The sequence below is a fragment of the Raoultella sp. genome, assembly GCF_039594335.1.
GTDB lineage: Bacteria > Pseudomonadota > Gammaproteobacteria > Enterobacterales > Enterobacteriaceae > Klebsiella.
In genome coordinates, this window is record NZ_JBCNNS010000050.1 from 1 (window position 1) to 19,244 (window position 19,244).

18 protein-coding genes and 1 pseudogene are annotated in these 19,244 nt (G+C 55.5%); 13 read left to right on the forward strand and 6 right to left on the reverse strand.

Annotated elements, in window-relative coordinates; translation table 11 throughout:
- Positions 1 to 70, forward strand: a pseudogene (locus tag ACZAHD_RS11035) (phosphate-starvation-inducible protein PsiE); the annotation flags it as partial.
- 194 nt (positions 71 to 264) lie between these two features.
- On the opposite strand, the gene malG reads toward ACZAHD_RS11035, so the two are convergent.
- From malG to malE, 3 genes are all read right to left on the reverse strand, one after another.
- On the reverse strand, positions 265 to 1,155 hold the full coding sequence (malG, locus tag ACZAHD_RS11040; protein WP_462456805.1) for a maltose ABC transporter permease MalG: 891 nt from the start codon (positions 1,153 to 1,155) through the stop codon (positions 265 to 267).
- A 14-nt stretch (positions 1,156 to 1,169) separates the two neighbouring features.
- On the reverse strand, positions 1,170 to 2,714 hold the full coding sequence (gene malF / locus ACZAHD_RS11045; protein ID WP_462456806.1) for a maltose ABC transporter permease MalF: 1,545 nt from the start codon (positions 2,712 to 2,714) through the stop codon (positions 1,170 to 1,172).
- 186 nt (positions 2,715 to 2,900) lie between these two features.
- Positions 2,901 to 4,091 carry a maltose/maltodextrin ABC transporter substrate-binding protein MalE gene (gene malE / locus ACZAHD_RS11050; protein WP_462456807.1) on the reverse strand — a complete coding sequence of 397 codons (1,191 nt, stop codon included), beginning with the start codon at positions 4,089 to 4,091 and terminating at the stop codon, positions 2,901 to 2,903.
- 369 nt (positions 4,092 to 4,460) lie between these two features.
- Between malE and malK the strand changes: the two genes are divergently transcribed.
- The 5 genes from malK (at position 4,461) to ubiA (ending at position 9,605) form a co-directional block, all read left to right on the forward strand.
- Positions 4,461 to 5,570 carry a maltose/maltodextrin ABC transporter ATP-binding protein MalK gene (gene malK / locus ACZAHD_RS11055; RefSeq protein ID WP_462456808.1) on the forward strand — a complete coding sequence of 370 codons (1,110 nt, stop codon included), beginning with the start codon at positions 4,461 to 4,463 and terminating at the stop codon, positions 5,568 to 5,570.
- A 97-nt stretch (positions 5,571 to 5,667) separates the two neighbouring features.
- On the forward strand, positions 5,668 to 6,978 hold the full coding sequence (locus ACZAHD_RS11060) for a maltoporin (RefSeq protein ID WP_462456809.1): 1,311 nt from the start codon (positions 5,668 to 5,670) through the stop codon (positions 6,976 to 6,978).
- Between the two features lie 107 nt (positions 6,979 to 7,085).
- Positions 7,086 to 8,036 (forward strand): maltose operon protein MalM, encoded by a 951-nt coding sequence (malM, locus tag ACZAHD_RS11065; protein ID WP_462456810.1) that lies wholly within the window; start codon positions 7,086 to 7,088, stop codon positions 8,034 to 8,036.
- A gap of 189 nt (positions 8,037 to 8,225) precedes the next feature.
- On the forward strand, positions 8,226 to 8,723 hold the full coding sequence (gene ubiC / locus ACZAHD_RS11070) for a chorismate lyase (protein ID WP_462456811.1): 498 nt from the start codon (positions 8,226 to 8,228) through the stop codon (positions 8,721 to 8,723).
- A gap of 12 nt (positions 8,724 to 8,735) precedes the next feature.
- Complete coding sequence (gene ubiA / locus ACZAHD_RS11075; protein WP_462456812.1) at positions 8,736 to 9,605, forward strand: 4-hydroxybenzoate octaprenyltransferase; 870 nt, start codon at positions 8,736 to 8,738, stop codon at positions 9,603 to 9,605.
- Between the two features lie 67 nt (positions 9,606 to 9,672).
- Here ubiA and plsB read toward each other — a convergent pair whose 3' ends face one another.
- Positions 9,673 to 12,096: a glycerol-3-phosphate 1-O-acyltransferase PlsB gene (plsB, locus tag ACZAHD_RS11080; RefSeq protein ID WP_462456813.1), complete on the reverse strand. Its 2,424-nt coding sequence runs from the start codon at positions 12,094 to 12,096 to the stop codon at positions 9,673 to 9,675.
- A 129-nt stretch (positions 12,097 to 12,225) separates the two neighbouring features.
- On the opposite strand from plsB, the gene ACZAHD_RS11085 reads away from it, so the two are divergent.
- From ACZAHD_RS11085 to ACZAHD_RS11100, 4 genes are all read left to right on the forward strand, one after another.
- Positions 12,226 to 12,594, forward strand: coding sequence for a diacylglycerol kinase (locus ACZAHD_RS11085; protein WP_462456814.1), 369 nt, complete (start codon positions 12,226 to 12,228; stop codon positions 12,592 to 12,594).
- Positions 12,595 to 12,813: 219 nt separating this feature from the next.
- The gene (gene lexA, locus ACZAHD_RS11090; protein WP_004856448.1) at positions 12,814 to 13,422 is read left to right on the forward strand and encodes a transcriptional repressor LexA; all 609 of its coding nucleotides are present in this window, start codon (positions 12,814 to 12,816) and stop codon (positions 13,420 to 13,422) included.
- Positions 13,423 to 13,490: 68 nt separating this feature from the next.
- Positions 13,491 to 14,807 carry an MATE family efflux transporter DinF gene (gene dinF / locus ACZAHD_RS11095; RefSeq protein ID WP_462456815.1) on the forward strand — a complete coding sequence of 439 codons (1,317 nt, stop codon included), beginning with the start codon at positions 13,491 to 13,493 and terminating at the stop codon, positions 14,805 to 14,807.
- A 126-nt stretch (positions 14,808 to 14,933) separates the two neighbouring features.
- On the forward strand, positions 14,934 to 15,143 hold the full coding sequence (locus ACZAHD_RS11100) for a CsbD family protein (RefSeq protein ID WP_004856456.1): 210 nt from the start codon (positions 14,934 to 14,936) through the stop codon (positions 15,141 to 15,143).
- A 91-nt stretch (positions 15,144 to 15,234) separates the two neighbouring features.
- On the opposite strand, the gene zur is transcribed toward ACZAHD_RS11100, so the two are convergent.
- Positions 15,235 to 15,750, reverse strand: a complete 516-nt coding sequence (gene zur / locus ACZAHD_RS11105) for a zinc uptake transcriptional repressor Zur (protein WP_462456816.1) — start codon at positions 15,748 to 15,750, stop codon at positions 15,235 to 15,237.
- Positions 15,751 to 15,864: 114 nt separating this feature from the next.
- Here zur and ACZAHD_RS11110 point away from each other — a divergent pair, with 114 nt between their 5' ends.
- From ACZAHD_RS11110 to pspG, 3 genes are all read left to right on the forward strand, one after another.
- Complete coding sequence (locus tag ACZAHD_RS11110) at positions 15,865 to 16,353, forward strand: cupin domain-containing protein (RefSeq protein WP_462456817.1); 489 nt, start codon at positions 15,865 to 15,867, stop codon at positions 16,351 to 16,353.
- Between the two features lie 103 nt (positions 16,354 to 16,456).
- Positions 16,457 to 17,455, forward strand: a complete 999-nt coding sequence (dusA, locus tag ACZAHD_RS11115) for a tRNA dihydrouridine(20/20a) synthase DusA (protein WP_462456818.1) — start codon at positions 16,457 to 16,459, stop codon at positions 17,453 to 17,455.
- A 140-nt stretch (positions 17,456 to 17,595) separates the two neighbouring features.
- Positions 17,596 to 17,838: an envelope stress response protein PspG gene (gene pspG, locus ACZAHD_RS11120; RefSeq protein ID WP_462456819.1), complete on the forward strand. Its 243-nt coding sequence runs from the start codon at positions 17,596 to 17,598 to the stop codon at positions 17,836 to 17,838.
- A 368-nt stretch (positions 17,839 to 18,206) separates the two neighbouring features.
- Here pspG and ACZAHD_RS11125 read toward each other — a convergent pair whose 3' ends face one another.
- Entirely contained in the window at positions 18,207 to 19,190 is a 984-nt protein-coding gene (locus tag ACZAHD_RS11125; protein WP_462456820.1) for an NADPH:quinone reductase, read from the reverse strand.
- Positions 19,191 to 19,244 lie beyond the last annotated feature (54 nt).

A 19,244-nucleotide genomic window follows, 5' to 3' on the forward strand; every position in this document is an offset into this window, starting at 1 on the left:
TTCGGCAGCGATCCTGATTCTGGTGATTACGCTGTGGCTGTGTAACTCCAACCGGCTGAAACGCGAATAAAAAAAGCGGCCTTCAGAGGCCGCTGACCAACAGTCACAAAACTTAATTTATGTAGGGGCCAGTTGAGGATAGCAGTGGCATTTGCCTTACTTTTTCAGTTGAGGGCGGTAGTTGCCGTACCCGGTTGGGGTTCGTGTACAGCCACTAAAGCACCGTCCCTCCGCTGAAATTTGGGGCGGGTATAACGATGAAACTTAACCTTTCACTCCGCCTGCAGTCAGGCCGTTAACCAGCCAACGCTGGGCCAGCAGGAAGACAACCGTAATCGGAATGGCGGAGAGCACCGCCGCCGCGGCAAAGTCGCCCCACAGGTAGTTCTGCGGGTTGAGATACTGTTGCATACCTACGGCCAGGGTATAGCTGTTTACATCGCGCAGCAGCAGCGAGGCCACCGGCACTTCGGTAATCGCGGCAATGAACGACAGAATAAACACGACGGCCAGAATCGGTACCGACAGCGGCAGCAGGACCAGACGAAAGGCTTGCCACGGCGTCGCGCCGTCCAGCGCCGCTGCTTCTTCCAGCGAACCGTCGATGGTTTCGAAGTAGCCCTTAATCGTCCAGACGTGCAGCGCAATCCCGCCCATATAGGCGAAGATGACGCCGCCGTGGGTATTCAGGCCGACAAACGGCAAATACTGGCCGAGGCGGTCAAACAAGGCGTATAACGCCACCAGCGACAGCACCGCCGGGAACATCTGGAAAATCAGCATCCCTTTCAGCAGGGTCGCTTTGCCCGGGAAGCGCATACGAGCGAAGGCATAGGCGCAGGTCGTGGACAGCGCCACAATACCGATGGCGGTGATCCCAGCCACTTTCACCGAGTTCCACAACCACAGCAGCACCGGGAAAGGTGGCGGCGTAACGCTGCCGTCAGCGTGTTCGACGCTGAAGCCCAGCGCCAGCCGCCAGTGCTCCCAGGAGATCTGATCCGGGATCAGGCTACCGGTGGCGAAGTTACCCTCGCGCAGAGAGATAGCAATAACCATCAGCAGCGGGAACATAATCGCCGCAATGAAAACCAGCAGCAGGAGGTGCGTGGTGAGTAAACGCAGCTTCTGAGATTTAGGTTGTACCATAGCCATATTCAGCGCCCTCCTTAATCAAATTTCATTCGTGTGGCTTTCAGGTTAACAATCGCCAGTGCGCCCACCAGCAGGAAGATCAGGGTGGCGATAGCTGCCGCCAGACCAAAGTCCTGACCGCCGCCGCCTTCAAAGGCGATACGGTAGGTGTAGCTGACCAGCAGATCGGTATAGCCGGCTGGGGTGGTGGTGCCGAGACGGTCCGGACCGCCGTTGGTTAACAACTGAATCAGCACGAAGTTGTTAAAGTTAAAGGCGAAGCTGGCGATCATCAGCGGCGTCAGCGGCTTAATCAGCAGCGGCAGCGTAATCTTAAAGAAGTTCTGGAACGGACCAGCGCCGTCCATTGCTGATGCTTCGTACAGGTCGTCAGGGATCGCTTTCAGCAGACCCATGCACAGAATCATCATGTACGGGTAGCCCAGCCAGGTGTTGACGATAACGATCATCGAACGCGCGGTGGTCGGGTCGCTGAACCAGGCGGGTTTGATGCCGAACAGCGCGCTGAGCATCATGTTGATTTCGCCAAAGCTCTGGTTGAACAGCCCTTTGAAAATCAGAATCGAGATAAACGACGGTACGGCGTAAGGCAGAATCAGCAGAACGCGGTAAATCGCTTTACCTTTCAAGGACTCCCACTGTACGAGGCAGGCGAGGATCATGCCCACGGCTACGGTCAGAATCACGGTCAGGACTGAGAAGACCACCGTCCAGACGAAGATAGCGAAGAACGGTTTCTGAATCCCCTCGTCGGTAAAGACGCGGGTGAAGTTATCCCAACCGATCCCGACGGTGTAACCCGGGCTCAACTTCTCCGCGCCCCAGCTACCGTCGGCATTGATGGACTGGTAGAAACCGACGTCATTGTTCGGACGATATTTTACGCCGCTCTGGTTGTTGGCCAGCGTGCCATCGTTCGCCAGCGTATACAGCGGCTGGGTACCGGAGAACTGGCGCAGTGAACTCATGACAACTTTGCTGTCGTCAGGCAGGATGGCGGTCAGCTGATTCAGCGCAGTGCGGTTTTGCGTGATGATACGCAGGTTTGCGCGTTCGCCTTCCGGCAGCGCGCCACCGTCTTTTAAGGCCAGTTTCTGCTCACCGCCCAGCCTGAAGGCGTCGGAGACATAATTTTTGCCGCTTTCACCATCGGTCAGCGCCAGTTTCCACTCATCTCCCGCTGGGAACAGCGAGAAGTTGTAGGATTTACCGGCCTGGAATGAGCGGTCCATCAGCACTGCCTGAGCGCGTTCAAAGGTCAGTTGGTTGGTGCTACTGTAGTTGGTGAAGGCGATGGCGATAGTACACACCAAGGGGAACAAGACGAACAGCCCCATCCCGGCGAGACCTGGGTAGACATAGCGCCAGGCATAGGCCTTGCGGTTGGTAAAGATATACAGACCCGCTGAGCTTAAAATCAACGTCAGGATGGCAAACAGGTACTCCCCCTGGGCGTACATCAAAACGACAAGGTAACCCACCAGCAGGCACAGCAAGCCAATCACAGACCATGTCAGCTGCGGGCTTTGCCACCAGTGTTTCTTTTTCACGACATCCATGGGGATCATCCTCTTTACACTTTATCCTTCGCGCTACCTCTTTGTTGGCTGCGGATGCGCACCCCAGTCACTTACCGATGTAAGCTCCTGGGGATTTGCATTCTTGCCGCCTCGATGTAGCGCGAATGATTTCGTGTAACAACGTATTCAATAAACCTTATTTCCTAAGAAATAAGGGAAACTGTATTACTTGGTGATGCGAGCCTGTGCATCTTTCAGCGCGGCATCGACGGTCTGACGACCGCTAGCTGCGTTGATAACCGCGGTGCGTACGGCATACCAGAAAGCGGACATCTGCGGGATATTCGGCATAATTTCGCCTTTCTGGGCGTTCGCCATGGTTGCAGCGATACGCGGATCTTTCTCCAGTTTTTCCTGGAAAGATTTCAGCGCCACGGCGCCCAGCGGTTTGTCCTTGTTCACTTCGTCCAGGCCCTGGTCGGTCAGCAGATAGTTTTCGAGAAACTCTTTTGCCAGTTCTTTGTTCGGGCTGGCGGCGTTAATTCCGGCGCTCAGGACGCCAACGAACGGTTTAGACGCTTTGCCTTTGAACGTTGGCAGCAGGGTGACGCCGTAGTTGATCTTGCTCTTATCGATGTTCGACCACGCCCACGGACCGTTGATGGTCATCGCGGTTTCGCCTTTGTTGAAGGCTGCTTCCGCGATGGAGTAATCGGTATCGGCGTTCATGTGTTTATTCTTGATGAGATCAACCAGGAAGGCCAGACCGGCTTTTGCGCCAGCGCTGTCCACGCCCACGTTTTTGACGTCATACTTGCCGTTTTCAAATTTGAAAGCATACCCACCGTCAGCGGCAATCAGCGGCCAGGTGAAGTACGGTTCCTGCAGGTTGAACATCAACGCGCTCTTACCTTTCGCTTTCAGTGCGTTATCCAGTGCCGGGATCTCTTCCCAGGTTTTCGGCGGAGTCGGTACCAGGTCTTTGTTGTAAATCAGCGACAGCGCTTCAACCGCGATAGGGTAGGCGATCAGTTTGCCGTTATAGCGTACGGCGTCCCAGGTAAACGGATAGAGTTTGTCCTGGAACGCTTTGTCCGGGGTGATTTCGGCCAGCAGGCCAGATTGCGCATAGCCACCGAAACGGTCATGAGCCCAGAAAATGATGTCCGGGCCGTCGCCGGTCGCCGCGACCTGCGGGAATTTCTCTTCCAGTTTATCCGGGTGTTCGATGGAAACTTTAATGCCGGTGTCTTTTTCAAACGTCTTACCCACTTCGGCGAGACCGTTATAGCCTTTGTCGCCGTTAATCCAGATGACCAGCTTACCTTCTTCAATTTTGGCGAGGGCAGAGGCGGAAAACATCATCGTAGTCAATGCAGACAACGCGAGGATGCGAGCGCCGGTTTTGATTTTCATATACCAGTCCTTTTTGGTGATGTGCTCGTGGATACACTTAGGTGGCTTAACGGTGATGAGTTTCCTTTTTTAACAACCCCTTTCCATCCTCCCTGTGTCTACGCCCCACCCGTTATTTGTGTGATCTGCATTGCAGAAATACCCGTATTGGGGTCTGGAGCACATAAAAACGGGGCCATTTTTGCAATCTGCATCACGAAAATGGCTTTGCCACGCTATCCCCCGCTGCGGGGGGCCATCTCTCATCCTCCCGTCTCCTCCCCCATAAAAAAGGCGGGGGCGGAGGATTCAACAGGTTAATGAATGCCGCATAGTCAGCCCATCTTGAATGTGTCTTTTAGTGACAGGTTGTAACGAAGGGAGATGGGGATGGCGAGCGTACAGCTGCGAAATATAACGAAAGCCTGGGGGGACGTGGTGGTATCGAAAGATATCAATCTCGACATTCAGGAAGGGGAGTTCGTGGTGTTTGTCGGGCCATCGGGCTGCGGCAAATCGACCCTGCTGCGTATGATTGCCGGGCTGGAAACCATAACCAGTGGCGATTTATTTATTGGTGATGAGCGAATGAACGACATCCCCCCGGCCGAACGCGGCATCGGGATGGTGTTCCAGTCTTATGCGCTTTACCCTCATCTTTCCGTTGCGGAAAACATGTCTTTCGGCCTCAAGCTGGCCGGTGCTAAAAAAGATTTAATTAACCAGCGCGTCACTCAGGTGGCGGAAGTTCTGCAGCTGGCGCATCTGCTGGAGCGTAAACCGAAGGCATTATCCGGTGGGCAGCGCCAGCGTGTAGCAATTGGTCGTACCCTGGTTGCCGAACCCCGCGTGTTCCTGCTCGATGAACCGCTTTCTAACCTCGATGCTGCGCTGCGCGTACAGATGCGTATCGAGATCTCCCGTCTGCATAAGCGCCTTGGGCGCACGATGATCTACGTTACCCACGATCAGGTCGAAGCGATGACGCTGGCCGACAAAATTGTGGTGCTGGACGCCGGCCGCGTTGCGCAGGTCGGGAAACCGCTGGAACTGTATCACTACCCGGCCGATCGCTTTGTCGCGGGCTTTATTGGTTCGCCAAAGATGAACTTCCTGCCGGTGAAAGTCACCGCCACCGCCATTGAGCAGGTTCAGGTAGAGCTGCCGAACCACCAGCACGTCTGGCTGCCGGTGGATAGCGCCCGCGTTCAGGTCGGCGCCAATATGTCCTTAGGTATCCGTCCGGAACATCTGCTGCCCAGTGATATCGCCGACGTCACCCTGGAAGGGGTTATTCAGGTGGTTGAGCAACTAGGCCACGAAACACAAATTCATATCCAGATCCCCGCCATCCGTCAAAACCTGGTTTACCGCCAGACCGACGTGGTGTTGGTAGAAGAGGGAGCCACATTCGCTATCGGTTTGCCTCCAGAGCGCTGCCATTTATTCCGTGAGGATGGTACGGCGTGTCGACGGTTGCATAAAGAGCCGGGCGTGTAAGGCTTCCCATTAAAAAAACACGAACCCCATAGCGCGCTGCAACAGGCATAACGACGGGCGAAGTGTTCAAAGAAAAGCAATGATCTCAGGAGATAGAATGATGATTACTCTGCGCAAACTTCCACTGGCGGTAGCCGTCGCGGCAGGCGTTATGTCTGCTCAGGCGCTGGCCGTCGATTTCCACGGTTATGCTCGTTCCGGTATTGGCTGGACCGGCAGCGGCGGTGAACAACAGTGCTTCCAGGCAACCGGTGCTCAAAGTAAATACCGTCTTGGTAACGAATGTGAAACCTATGCGGAATTGAAACTGGGTCAGGAAGTATGGAAAGAAGGTGATAAGAGCTTCTACTTCGATACTAACGTTGCTTACTCTGTATCGCAGCAAAATGACTGGGAATCCACCAGTCCGGCATTCCGTGAAGCCAACGTGCAGGGTAAAAACCTGATCGACTGGCTGCCAGGCTCCACCATCTGGGCCGGTAAGCGCTTCTACCAGCGTCATGACGTTCATATGATCGACTTCTACTACTGGGATATCTCCGGTCCTGGTGCGGGTCTTGAAAACGTCGATGTTGGCTTCGGTAAACTCTCTCTGGCAGCGACGCGTTCTTCTGAATCCGGCGGTTCTGCGACCTTCGCCGACCGTGATGCGCTGGGTAACCGTGTTTATGACAACATCGTGCCGAACGACGTCTTCGACGTGCGTTTAGCTCAGATGGAAATCAACCCGGGCGGCACGCTGGAGCTGGGTGTTGACTACGGTCATACCAACGTTCCGGATAATTACTACCTGCAGCCAGACGCGTCTAAAGATGGCTGGATGTTCACTGCTGAACACACTCAGAGCATCCTGAAAGGTTACAACAAGTTTGTTCTGCAGTACGCCACCGACGCGATGACCTCTAACGGTAAAGGCGTTCCGCAGGGCGGCAGCATCAACAACGACGGTTCCATGTGGCGTGTGCTCGACCACGGCGCAGTCTCTCTGGCTGACGATTGGGACATGATGTACGTGGCGATGTACCAGGATATCAACCTGGACAACAACAACGGCACCAAATGGTGGACCGTCGGCGTACGTCCTATGTACAAATGGACGCCGATCATGAGCACTCTGCTGGAAGTCGGCTACGACAACGTGAAGTCGCAGAAAACTGGCGACAGCAACAACCAGTACAAAATTACCCTGGCACAACAGTGGCAGGCGGGCGACAGCATCTGGTCCCGTCCGGCAATTCGTCTGTTTGCCACCTACGCCAAGTGGGATGAGAAATGGGGCTATGCGAACGGTGAATCCGGTGCGGGCTACACCTCCGGCGTTGCGTACAACGACACTTCTGCGAAGACCTTCAGCCGTGGCGATAGCGACGAGTGGACCTTCGGTGCCCAGATGGAAATCTGGTGGTAATCCAACCTGATGTGTGATGACCAAAAGAGGGGCGCAAGCCCCTCTCTCTTCGGCTCAGCGGGCTATTGCCTGGCTACCGCTTGGCCATCGGAATTGAGGTGATAACAATGAAAATGAAGAAAAGTCTCGTTGCCCTCTGCCTGTCCGCCGGCCTGCTGGCCAGCGTACCCGCAGTCAGTTTTGCTGATGTGAATTTCGTGCCGCAGAATACCTCTGCCGCGCCGACCATCCCTGCTTCCGCGTTACAACAGCTAACCTGGACGCCGGTCGACCAATCGAAAACGCAAACCACGAAATTAGCGACGGCAGGCCAGTCGCTGAATATTCCCGGCATCGTCGGCCCCGTGGCGGCCTACAGCGTCCCTGCAAATATCGGTGAGCTGACCCTGACCCTGACAAGTGAGGTGAATAAGCAAACCAGCGTTTATGCGCCAAATGTGCTGATTCTTGACCAGAATATGACGCCATCGGCGTTCTTCCCTGGCAGCTACTTCACCTATCTGGAGCCGGGCGTGATGAGCTCGGATCGCCTGGAAGGGGTGATGCGTCTGACGCCGGCTTTAGGTCAGCAAAAAATCTATGTGCTGGTCTTTACTACCCCGCAGGATTTGCAGCAGACCACTAAATTAATCGATCCGGCGAAGGCCTACGCCAAAGGTACCGGCAATGCGGTGCCGGATATTCCGGATCCGATCGCCAGACATACCACTGAAGGCACGTTGAGCCTGAAAGTGAAAACCTCATCAGGTTCCAGTGTGCTGGTTGGGCCGCTGTTTGGCTCCTCCGCTCCGGGGCCGGTGACTGTCGGGAATACGGCGGCGCCGGTCTACAGCGCACCAGCTGCCGCGCCGGTTGTTGCCGCCGTTGCGGCGCCAGCGCCGGCGGCGAAGAGCGAACCGATGCTTGATGATACCGAAACTTACTTTAACAACGGCATCAAACAGGCTGTTGCGAAAGGTGATATCGATAAGGCCCTCAAACTGATGAACGAAGCTGAGCGCCTCGGCTCGAAATCGGCTCGTTCCACCTTTATCAGCAGTGTAAAAGGCAAGGGGTGATCGTCTCCCCACAATGCTGATGTTTAGGCACAGCCTTTAGGTGCGTCCGCCTGGACGCACCTTTTTTTATCGCGTTGCGGTTGCTGTTGCAGGGCTGTTACGCCGATGTTCGTATCTTGACGGTTTGCCCGCCCTGATTGCCGTATTCTGCGATACAATGTTGCTACGTTATGTAACGGAGAATCAGGCATGTCACATCCTGCGCTTACGCAACTGCGTGCGCTGTGCTATTTTTCCGCGATTCCCCCGCTGGATCCGCCTCTGCGTGACTGGCTGTTGCTGGAAGACTCAATGACTCAACGCTTTGAGCAACAAGGGAAAAAAGTCAGTGTTAATCGAGTCAACGAAGGTTTCGTCGCCCGGGAAGCGCTGGTGGGCGAAGAGGCGTTGCTGCCCGATGAAGCGCGTTACTGGCTGCGGGAAATCATACTTTGCGCCAATGGTGAACCCTGGCTCGCTGGCCGAACTGTGGTGCCTGAATCGACGCTGTGCGGCCCCGAACTGGCCCTGCAGCAGCTGGGGCAGACGCCGTTGGGGCGTTATTTGTTCACATCATCGACATTAACCCGTGATTTTATTGAAATTGGGCGCACAGCCGAGCTGTGGGGGCGTCGTTCCCGTCTTCGGCTGAGCGGCAAACCGTTGCTGCTGACAGAACTTTTTCTGCCTGCGTCACCGCTGTATTAAGAGGAAAAGAAAATGGAGAGGAGTCTGGCGCAAAATAAGCTGTTGGCGTTTCACCGCCTGATGCGTACTGACAAACCTATTGGTGCGCTGCTGCTGCTGTGGCCGACGCTGTGGGCACTGTGGGTGGCGACGCCGGGGATCCCACCGCTGTGGATTCTGGCCGTTTTTGTCGCCGGCGTCTGGCTGATGCGCGCCGCCGGATGCGTGGTGAACGATTATGCCGACCGAAAGTTTGACGGTCATGTCAAGCGCACCGCCCGTCGTCCGTTACCCAGCGGCGATGTTTCAGAGAGAGAGGCCCGGATACTGTTTGTCGTCCTGGTTGTGCTTTCGTTCCTGCTGGTGTTGACCTTAAACACCATGACCATCCTGCTGTCGGTGGCGGCGCTGGCGCTGGCGTGGGTATATCCGTTTATGAAGCGCTACACTCATCTGCCGCAGGTGGTGCTGGGCGCGGCGTTCGGCTGGTCGATTCCGATGGCCTTCTCGGCGGTGAGTGAAACGTTACCGTTAAGCTGTTGGCTGATGTTCCTCGCCAATATTTTGTGGGCGGTGGCTTACGATACCCAGTACGCGATGGTCGACAGGGACGATGACGTTAAAATTGGGATTAAATCAACGGCGATCTTGTTCGGCGAACATGACCGTACCATTATCGGTATCTTGCAGATTGGGGTGTTGGTACTGATGGCCGCTGTCGGCTGGCTGAACGGGCTGCACTGGGAATATTACTGGTCGCTGTTTATCGCCGCAGGACTGTTTTTCTGGCAGCAGAAGCTGATTTTCCGTCGCGAACGTGACGCCTGCTTTAAAGCGTTTTTAAATAATAACTACGTTGGACTGGTCGTGTTTCTCGGTCTGGCGATGAGCTATTTGCAGTAGTCTCTTTCTTTCCCCCGGCGTGCGGCGCAAACGCCGGGCCGGGGGAGAGGTAAGCCTGTCTCAGCCGTTACGCTTCATCCTGCGTGACGCTTTCAATCGTCAAGCGCACGTCCGACGTAATCAGGTCAGCCAGCATCTGGTACACCTTCAGCGTCTCTGACGGCTCCGCATCGCCGGTGTCGCTGATATAGCCCTCATCGCGCAGCGTCAGCACTAACGTACTGAATACCGCTTTATCGAAGAATTCCGGGGCGTTGATACCGTGCAGCACCGACAGACGCTGTGCCACCGTGCGGCTCTCTTTCTCCAGCGAACTACGGTTGATCGACGGGTTCGCGCTCAGCAGCCAGAAGGTAATGGCATAGCGCTGGAGCGTTTCACGCGCGCCTGCGGCCAACAGTTGCAAGGACCGGGAGTGGGACGGATTGATGCTGATTGCATCATCGCTCAGGACAATCAGCCCCTGGCGCTGCATTTCCGCCGCCAGCGCATCGATGATCCCAGCCAGCTCGGCTTTTTCCCAGCGCAGGAACAGCTCGGCCTTCAGCAGCGGATAGAACATCTCAACATGACGCAGTACTTCCGCGCGGGAGATACGACGATGCTGGGTAATAATTGCCGCCAGCAGCGACGGCAGCATCAGCATATGGGCGATGTTGTTGCGATAGTAGGTCATCAGCACCGCCTGCTCGCGCGGCAGAATGATGATATCGCCGATAGTGTCTTTCTCGACCTCGAACTTATTCATCTTCAGCGCGTGGTCAATCAGCTCGCTGGCGGAAGCCGCCGGCGTGGTCGCATCCGGGGAGTACGGCACGTTGCGCAGCAGATCGAGGTAACACTCCAGCTGTTGCGTCAGCTGTTCACGGGTCAACGAGCGTTGACGAGAGGCCAGCAGCGCGGTGCAGCACAGATTCATGGCGTTGGCTGCGCCGGCGTTGTTGATGCGCACCATCAGATCGGAAGCAATGTTGTTGACCGTCGGCGTCAGCCATGATGGGCGAACGGCTTCGATCGGATCGATAGACTCACGCCATTCCGGAACATGCTGGTTCAGGTAAGACATCAGCGGCAGCGGTTCGCCAAAGTTAACATAGCCCTGACCGAGGTTACGCAGCTTGCTCAGGCCGCGCAGCATTTGCGGCAGGCTCTCTTTTTCTTTCGTCGCGCCGCGCAGCTCTTTGGCGTAGGTGCCCACTTCCATCACGTGCTCGTAACCGATGTAGATAGGCACCAGCGTAATCGGACGGGTCCCGCCGCGCAGCATGGCCTGGATGGTCATCGACAGAGTACCGGTTTTCGGATCCAGCAGACGGCCGGTACGAGATCGGCCCCCTTCAACGAAGTACTCCACGGAGTAACCCCGGCTGAACAACTCGCCGAGATACTCGCGGAACACCGTTGAGTAGAGCTTATTGCCCTTAAAGGTGCGGCGAATAAAGAAGGCGCCGCCGCGGCGGAAAATGGGGCCTGCTGGCCAGAAGTTCAGGTTGATGCCGGCGGCAATATGCGGCGGCACCAGCCCCTGGTGATACAGAACGTAGGAGAGCAGCAGGTAATCCATATGACTACGATGGCACGGTACGTAGACAATTTCGTGCCCTTCATGGGCCAACTGACGTACGCGCTCGGCGTTGTGGACGTTGATCCCCTGATACAGACGGTTCCAGGTAAAGCCAAGAACGCGGTCAGTGAGGCGAATCATCTCATAAGAGAAGTTCGCGGCGATCTCTTCCATCAGTGCGATGGCGTTTTGCTGCGCCTTCTCATGGGAGATTTTCTTGCTGCGCGCTTCATCTTCCACCGCGCGGGCGATGGCTTTGGATGCCAGCAGCTTATTGAACAGATCCTGACGCGCCGGCAGGCGCGGACCGACGGCTGCCAGACGTTGGCGGGCGAAGTGCATACGCGCGACGCGGGCCAGCTTCTGGGCGATAATTTTATCGGTGCCGTGTTCGGTGGCCATTCTGCGCAGAGAAACCGGCGGCGAGAAACGGACAAAGCTGTCGCGTCCCAGCCACAGGACGGCGAAGAACTTCTGAATGCCATTCAGCATGCGCAGCGGCGGATTAACTTCGCCTTTTTCGCGCCCTGGCGCACGACCAAACATCACCGACACCGGCACCATTTGCACGTCCAGGTCAGGGTGGTTGCGGTGCAGATCCAGGTAGTCGTGGAACAGCTTAATCGACTCTTCTTTCGGCGCGTAGTAGGTAAAGACGCGCGGGCCGCCGTGGATAAATACGTAGCGCGGCAGCAGCGCGCCGTCAATTTCCAGCGGTTCAAGCGGATCGGGTAAATCGTGCTCCAGACACTGGGCACGCAAGGTCAGCAGGTCCGCCTTTGAATTATAAGGCAGGACGTACATGATAGGACGCGAGGTATCCAGCCCTAATTCCTGTGCAGGTTCTGCGGGAATAGACTTGCTTTTTACCAGCACCCGTAATGGTAAATTCAGTAATTTATAGTAAATTCGTTGCCAGCCGGACATAAACGATGTGAAGCCTCTGGTTAATCATGCAAATGCGCGGCAAGAATAACAGAAAGTGTGCAAAATTTCCGTTGCCACGCGGCAAACGCGTACACTCATTGACGTCATTTACATAAAAAGGTTCTTTTGATGGCCAATAATACCACTGGGTTAACCCGAATCATTAAAGCGGCAGGTTATTCCTGGAAAGGGTTCCGCGCGGCATGGATCAACGAGGCCGCATTTCGGCAAGAAGGCGTCGCCGCAATTGTTGCCGTCGCGATCGCCTGCTGGCTGGACGTGGACGCCATCACGCGTGTGCTGCTGATAGGCTCGGTCCTGATAGTGATGATAGTTGAAATTCTTAATAGCGCGATTGAAGCGGTGGTGGACCGTATTGGCCCTGAACATCATGAGCTGTCCGGTCGTGCGAAAGATATGGGCTCTGCGGCAGTGCTGCTGGCCATTGTGATCGCGCTGATCACCTGGGGCTTCTTGCTCTGGGCCCGCTATCACTAAGCGGCCGCTTTGTGAGATGTCCCGTGTTGCTATGTCTTCCCGATGATCGGGCAACCCCGATGGTTTTTTGTCCGACCGGCGACAATAACCCCTGGCGTAATGGGTTATCAGGGACACAAAATGGAAAGAATCTCCTGATTTTTGTGTGAAATTTGATTCCAAAATCACCGTTAGCTGTATATACTCACAGCATAACTGTATATACACCCAGGGGGCGGGATGAAAGCGTTAACGACCAGGCAGCAAGAGGTGTTTGATCTCATTCGGGATCACATCAGCCAGACGGGCATGCCGCCGACGCGTGCGGAAATTGCTCAGCGCTTGGGGTTCCGTTCTCCAAACGCGGCGGAAGAACACCTGAAAGCGCTGGCGCGTAAGGGCGCGATCGAGATTATCTCCGGCGCATCCCGGGGGATTCGCCTGCTGACGGAAGAAGAACCCGGCTTGCCGTTGATTGGCCGCGTGGCGGCCGGTGAACCACTGCTGGCTCAGCAGCATATTGAGGGCCATTTTCAGGTCGATCCGGCGATGTTCAAGCCGAATGCCGACTTTTTGCTGCGTGTTAGCGGTATGTCAATGAAAGACATCGGTATTCTCGATGGCGATTTGCTGGCGGTCCATAAAACTCAGGATGTCCGCAACGGCCAGGTTGTCGTGGCGCGTATTGATGAAGAGGTTACCGTTAAGCGTCTTAAAAAACAGGGTAACATCGTCGAACTTCTGCCAGAAAACAGCGAATTTTCCCCTATCGTGGTGAATCTACGCGAGCAAAACTTCACTATTGAAGGGCTGGCCGTCGGCGTGATTCGCAACGGTGAGTGGCTGTAACACCTTCTCCACGCAGCATCGTCTGATGCATGATGCTGCGCAGTCTCCTTCCGCTCAGGCTCTTTCTCATGTTTTTTAACGCTGCTGATAAGGCCCTGTGGCGCCTGGCGCTACCCATGATTTTCTCCAATATCACCGTTCCGCTGCTGGGACTGGTGGATACTGCGGTGATTGGTCATCTCGACAGCCCGGTTTACCTCGGCGGTGTCGCGATCGGCGCGACGGCCACCAGTTTTCTCTTCATGCTGCTGCTTTTCCTGCGAATGAGTACCACCGGACTGACAGCACAGGCCTTTGGCGCAAAGGATCCTCTCCGCCTGGCGCGGGCGCTGGTGCAGCCGCTGGGGCTGGCAACCGGCGCCGGCCTGCTGATTGTGCTTTTCCGAACCCCGCTTATCGATCTGGCGTTGCATATTGTTGGTGGCAATGAAGCGGTGCTAGAGCAGGCGCGGCGCTTTCTCGACATCCGCTGGTTGAGCGCGCCAGCATCGCTGGCAAATCTGGTGCTGCTCGGTTGGCTGCTGGGCGTGCAGTATGCCCGGGCGCCGGTGATTTTGCTGATCGTCGGCAATCTGCTGAATATCGTACTCGACCTTTGGCTGGTAATGGGCCTACAGATGAACGTCCAGGGCGCCGCGCTGGCAACGGTCACCGCTGAATATGTCACCTTGATCATGGGACTGCTGATGGCAAGGCGTGTGCTGACGCTGCGCGGTGTGTCTTTCGCCCTGCTGAAGCGCGCGTGGCGCGGAGACGTGCGCCGTTTGCTGGCGCTCAATCGCGATATCATGCTGCGTTCTCTGCTGCTCCAGCTCTGCTTCGGTGCGGTGACCGTCTTCGGCGCTCGCCTTGGTGGTGAAATCGTCGCCGTCAACGCGCTTCTGATGACTATGCTGACCTTCACCGCCTATGCCCTGGATGGATTCGCTTATGCCGTGGAAGCGCACTCCGGACAGGCGTACGGCGCGCGTAATGGTAGCCAACTGCTTGATGTCTGGCGGGCTGCCTGTCGTCAATCGGGAATGGTGGCGTTGGCTTTTGCGGCGACCTATGCCGTAGCGGGACAGCAGATTATCACCCTGTTGACCTCGCTGCCTTCGCTTCAGCTGCTTGCCGATCGCTACCTGATCTGGCAGATCGTTCTGCCGGTGATTGGCGTGTGGTGTTATTTGCTGGATGGCATGTTCATCGGTGCGACGCGCGGGGCTGAGATGCGCAACAGTATGGCGGTGGCGGCGGCGGGATTTGCCCTGACGTTGCTGATGCTGCCGGTCCTTGGCAACCACGCACTATGGCTGGCGCTGGCGGTGTTCCTCGCGCTGCGCGGTCTGTCGCTGGCGCTTATCTGGCGGCGACATTGGCGGCGTGGCACCTGGTTTTCGTAGTGATTTTTGACGTGTAATTGGTTAAAGATTCCGAATAATAAATTTAACTCAGAATTCTCATCTATAGTTAATACTATGTCCGGCACGTAGCGGGCTGTTAACTCACCGAACGATGAGGATTGAATTATGAACAAAGACGAAATCGGCGGTAACTGGAAACAGTTGAAAGGTAAAGCGAAAGAGAAATGGGGCAAGCTGACCGATGACGATATGACCGTCATTGAGGGTAAGCGTGACCAGCTGGTCGGTAAAATCCAGGAACGATATGGCTACGCCAAAGATCAGGCGGAGAAAGAAGTCTCTGACTGGGAACGAAAAAACGATCACCGCTGGTAGCAGTGGGGGTTAACGAATCAACCCTTTGTTATTGCCTGCCCGATGGTACACGGAGGTACCGGCAACCCGGATTTCCGCTGCGGCGATAGCCTCAGCGGGCTTTCTTTTTAATCTGGATAGTATGGTCGTGATGGCAGTGCTCCGGGGTGCTACAGGCTTCGACCTCGACACAACTTGCGCACAGGCCGTGGGCCTCAATCACATTATGGCGTAGCGCAAAGCCCATTCTGGCCGCCAGCGTATGCATAATGTCTTCAACACCTTCTGCGCACTCTTCTTTCACCACACCGCAGCGGTCGCAGATAAACATGGCCGAGCTATGGGTCGGCTGATCGAAAAGATGACACAGCACGTAGCTGTTGGTGGATTCCACCTTGTGCACGAACCCCTGTTCCAGCAAAAACTCCAGCGCCCGATAAACCGTCGGCGGTTTCGCCTGCGGCTCTTTCTCGCGCAGCAGGTCGAGCAGGTCATAGGCGCTAATCGCCCCTTGCTGGAGACCCATCAAACGCAACACTTCCAGGCGCTGCGGAGTCAGGCGCACGCCGCGCTGTGCGCAGAGCTTTTCAGCGTGCGCTAACATTTCTTGCGAAGTGGTCTTATTCATGAGCATCCTCTGGTTGCGTGAGTCTGAAGTTGTTACTTTATCACGATCCAGGCAAAACGCCGAGAACCGGCAGCTTGTGCTATACCTGATGCATCTCATTTTCGGGAGAAAACGATGAAACGACCTGATTGCATTCGACATTGGCGCGAACTGGAAGGTCCAGATGATGCCACGTATCCCAATAACCCTGAGCGTTTTTCCATTGGCGCGCCGTTGGCGCGGGGGTTAAGACTCAACCGGCTGGGTATTCATCATGAACGTTTGCCTCCGGGCCGTCGAACCTCTTATCCCCATGCTGAAAGTGATGAGGAGGAGTTTATCTATGTGCTGGATGGCTATCCTGAAGTCTGGATTAACGGCTACCTGTGGAAGCTTGAGCCGGGCGACAGCGTCGGTTTTCCGGCAGGAACCGGGGTGTGTCATACCTTTTTGAATAACACCGACCAGGAAGTTCGCTTGTTAGTGGTGGGGGAGTCGAACAAAAAATTTAATCGCATCTACTATCCGCTGAACCCGGAATATGCCGCCCTGCGTCAGGATCGCTGGGTCGATCATCCGCCGCAATTTTTCGGCCCGCACGACGGCAAACCGCGCAGGCGCTAGTCCGTCCCGCAGACGTACAGCACTCGTCGCGGTGCTATGCGTCTGTGATTTATCTTTGTGCTATAGTAGCGCCCCTTTTTATCCGGATGCGTATTTATTCGCCATGATGCCAGAATCAACATCTCACGCTTTTGCCGCCCATCGTTTTTCCATCGCGCCGATGCTCGACTGGACAGACAGGCACTGTCGCTATTTCCTGCGCCTGCTGTCGCGCCACACGCTGCTGTATACCGAAATGGTGACGACCGGGGCGATCATTCATGGCAAAGGCGACTATCTGGCCCATAGCGAAGAAGAGCATCCGCTGGCCCTGCAACTGGGCGGCAGCGATCCGGCGGCGCTTGCCCAGTGTGCGAAACTGGCGGAGGCGCGCGGCTATGATGAGATTAACCTCAACGTCGGCTGTCCGTCTGACCGGGTGCAAAACGGGATGTTCGGCGCCTGCCTGATGGGCAATGCGCAGCTGGTAGCGGACTGTATCAAAGCGATGCGCGACGTGGTGTCCATTCCGGTAACGGTAAAAACCCGTATCGGTATCGACGACCAGGACAGCTATGACTTCCTGTGTGATTTCATCCAGACCGTCTCCGGAAATGGAGAGTGCGAGATGTTTATCATCCACGCCCGTAAAGCCTGGCTCTCCGGCCTGAGCCCAAAAGAAAACCGTGAAATTCCCCCGCTGGATTATCCGCGCGTTTATCAGCTGAAACGCGATTTCCCACACCTGACGATGGCGATCAACGGTGGAATTAAGTCACTGGAAGAGGCGAAGTTGCATCTGGCGCATATGGACGGCGTGATGGTAGGGCGTGAGGCCTATCAGAACCCGGGGCTCCTGACGTCGGTCGATCGGGAGATCTTTGCGGTGAAGGGGGCGGACAGCGACCCGGTCGCCGTGGTGCGCGCGATGTATCCGTATATCGATCGTGAGCTGAGCAACGGCACCTATCTGGGCCATATTACGCGCCATATGCTGGGTCTGTTCCAGGGGATCCCGGGCGCGAGGCAGTGGCGCCGCTACCTGAGTGAAAATGCACACAAGGCTGGAGCGGATATCAACGTGCTGGAACATGCGCTGCAGCTGGTTGCAGATAAGCGTTAATCTTGCGCTAAAATTTAGTCAAATACGCCACACCGTGATTTAATCGTCAGGATATTTTCATTTAAATTCAATGTATTAATTCTGGCACGCTTCTTGTAATACCCTGAGAGTCATTGGGTTATTTCTTTGGGGAGAAGACGATGCTGGAACTCTTATTTGTGATTGGATTTTTTGTCATGTTGCTGGTCACCGGCGTGTCGATTTTGGGGATTCTTGCCGCGATTGTCGTTGCGACGGCGCTGATGTTCGTCGGCGGGCTGTTTGCGATGATGATTAAACTGCTGCCGTGGCTGCTGTTAGCCATTGCGGTCGTGTGGGTGATTCGGTCGATAAATACGCCAAAAACGACAAACTACCGCGGTAACAACCGCTGGCGTTATTAAGGGAGTGAGCGGTCGGTCACAACCTGAAGAATTTTGCATAAAACAGCGTAGGTTTTGCTTATTAAATCTGTCACTATTAGCGCGTTAACGAATTCATCGCGCTGTACCCTACATGCAGCCGAACTAAAAAAAGTCAGGGCTTCCTTATGGAAGCCCTAAACTTTTCTGCTCTCCCGTCTCTCCCGTCATACTTCAGACTACAGAAGCGTTGGCTACGTTAGCTCACCCCGGTCACTTACTGGAGTAAGCTCCCGAGGATTCGCTCTCTTGCCGCCTTCCTGTCGCCCGAATTATTTAGGCAGAGCCTCCATAAATACGCGATTAAGAGACCGAAACGTTGGCAGCGTTAACCTTGCTCGATTTACTCGTTACGGCAGCAGCAGGCTTGAGCCTTCGGTGGCGCGGCTCTCCAGCACTTCATGCGCGCGCCGGGCATCGGTCAGGGCATATTTCTGGCTGTCTGCCACGTCAACGTTAATCGCGCCGCTGGCAATCAACGAAAACAGTTCGCTGCTGGCTTCTGCCAGCTCTTGACGGTTGGTGATATAGCCTTGCAGCGAAGGGCGGGTGACGTACAGCGACCCTTTCTGATTGAGGATCCCCAGATTGACGCCGGTTACCGGGCCGGAAGAGTTACCAAAGCTGACCATCAGCCCCCGGCGCTGCAGGCAATCGAGCGATGCTTCCCAGGTGTCTTTACCCACGGAGTCATAGACCACGTGGACTTTTTTCCCTTCGGTTATCTCTTTTACGCGTTCAACGATATTCTCTTCGCGATAGTTGATCACCTGCCAGGCGCCAGCTTGTGTTGCCCGCTGCGCTTTTTGCGCGCTACCGACAGTACCAATCAGTTTAGCGCCCAGCGCCTTCGCCCACTGACAGGCAATCAGCCCGACGCCACCGGCCGCCGCATGGAACAGGAACGGTTCGCCGGGCTTGAGGTCGTAGGTTTTTCGCAGCAGGTAATAGACCGTCAGCCCTTTCAGGAACGATGCGGCCGCCTGTTCAAAGGAGATAGCGTCCGGCAAAAGAGCGACCTTATCGGCAACCACGTTATGCACCGAGCTGTAGGCGCCCAGCGCTGACTGTGCGTAGACGACGCGGTCGCCAGTTTTAATGTGCTGCACGCTGCGCCCGACTTTCGTCACCACGCCAGCGGCTTCGGTACCCAGGCCGCTTGGCAGAGACGGCGGCGGGTAGAGGCCGCTGCGGATGTAGGTGTCGATATAGTTAATGCCGATGGCCTTATTCTCTATCTGGATCTCGTTTTCTTGCGGATCTGCAGGGGTAAATTCCATGGCCTTGAGTACATCCGGTCCACCGTGTTGATGAAATACTATTCGTGTTGCCATGATTCTCTCCAATGTCATTTGGGTGGGTCAAAACAGAGACCTGTGCTAATATTT

Coding starts and splice junctions, on each gene's coding strand:
- malG (WP_462456805.1), bottom strand. CDS start 1,155: ATGGCTATGGTACAACCTAAATCTCAGAAGCTGCGTTTACTCACCACG.
- malF (WP_462456806.1), bottom strand. CDS start 2,714: ATGGATGTCGTGAAAAAGAAACACTGGTGGCAAAGCCCGCAGCTGACA.
- malE (WP_462456807.1), bottom strand. CDS start 4,091: ATGAAAATCAAAACCGGCGCTCGCATCCTCGCGTTGTCTGCATTGACT.
- malK (WP_462456808.1), top strand. CDS start 4,461: ATGGCGAGCGTACAGCTGCGAAATATAACGAAAGCCTGGGGGGACGTG.
- ACZAHD_RS11060 (WP_462456809.1), top strand. CDS start 5,668: ATGATGATTACTCTGCGCAAACTTCCACTGGCGGTAGCCGTCGCGGCA.
- malM (WP_462456810.1), top strand. CDS start 7,086: ATGAAAATGAAGAAAAGTCTCGTTGCCCTCTGCCTGTCCGCCGGCCTG.
- ubiC (WP_462456811.1), top strand. CDS start 8,226: ATGTCACATCCTGCGCTTACGCAACTGCGTGCGCTGTGCTATTTTTCC.
- ubiA (WP_462456812.1), top strand. CDS start 8,736: ATGGAGAGGAGTCTGGCGCAAAATAAGCTGTTGGCGTTTCACCGCCTG.
- plsB (WP_462456813.1), bottom strand. CDS start 12,096: ATGTCCGGCTGGCAACGAATTTACTATAAATTACTGAATTTACCATTA.
- ACZAHD_RS11085 (WP_462456814.1), top strand. CDS start 12,226: ATGGCCAATAATACCACTGGGTTAACCCGAATCATTAAAGCGGCAGGT.
- lexA (WP_004856448.1), top strand. CDS start 12,814: ATGAAAGCGTTAACGACCAGGCAGCAAGAGGTGTTTGATCTCATTCGG.
- dinF (WP_462456815.1), top strand. CDS start 13,491: ATGTTTTTTAACGCTGCTGATAAGGCCCTGTGGCGCCTGGCGCTACCC.
- ACZAHD_RS11100 (WP_004856456.1), top strand. CDS start 14,934: ATGAACAAAGACGAAATCGGCGGTAACTGGAAACAGTTGAAAGGTAAA.
- zur (WP_462456816.1), bottom strand. CDS start 15,750: ATGAATAAGACCACTTCGCAAGAAATGTTAGCGCACGCTGAAAAGCTC.
- ACZAHD_RS11110 (WP_462456817.1), top strand. CDS start 15,865: ATGAAACGACCTGATTGCATTCGACATTGGCGCGAACTGGAAGGTCCA.
- dusA (WP_462456818.1), top strand. CDS start 16,457: ATGATGCCAGAATCAACATCTCACGCTTTTGCCGCCCATCGTTTTTCC.
- pspG (WP_462456819.1), top strand. CDS start 17,596: ATGCTGGAACTCTTATTTGTGATTGGATTTTTTGTCATGTTGCTGGTC.
- ACZAHD_RS11125 (WP_462456820.1), bottom strand. CDS start 19,190: ATGGCAACACGAATAGTATTTCATCAACACGGTGGACCGGATGTACTC.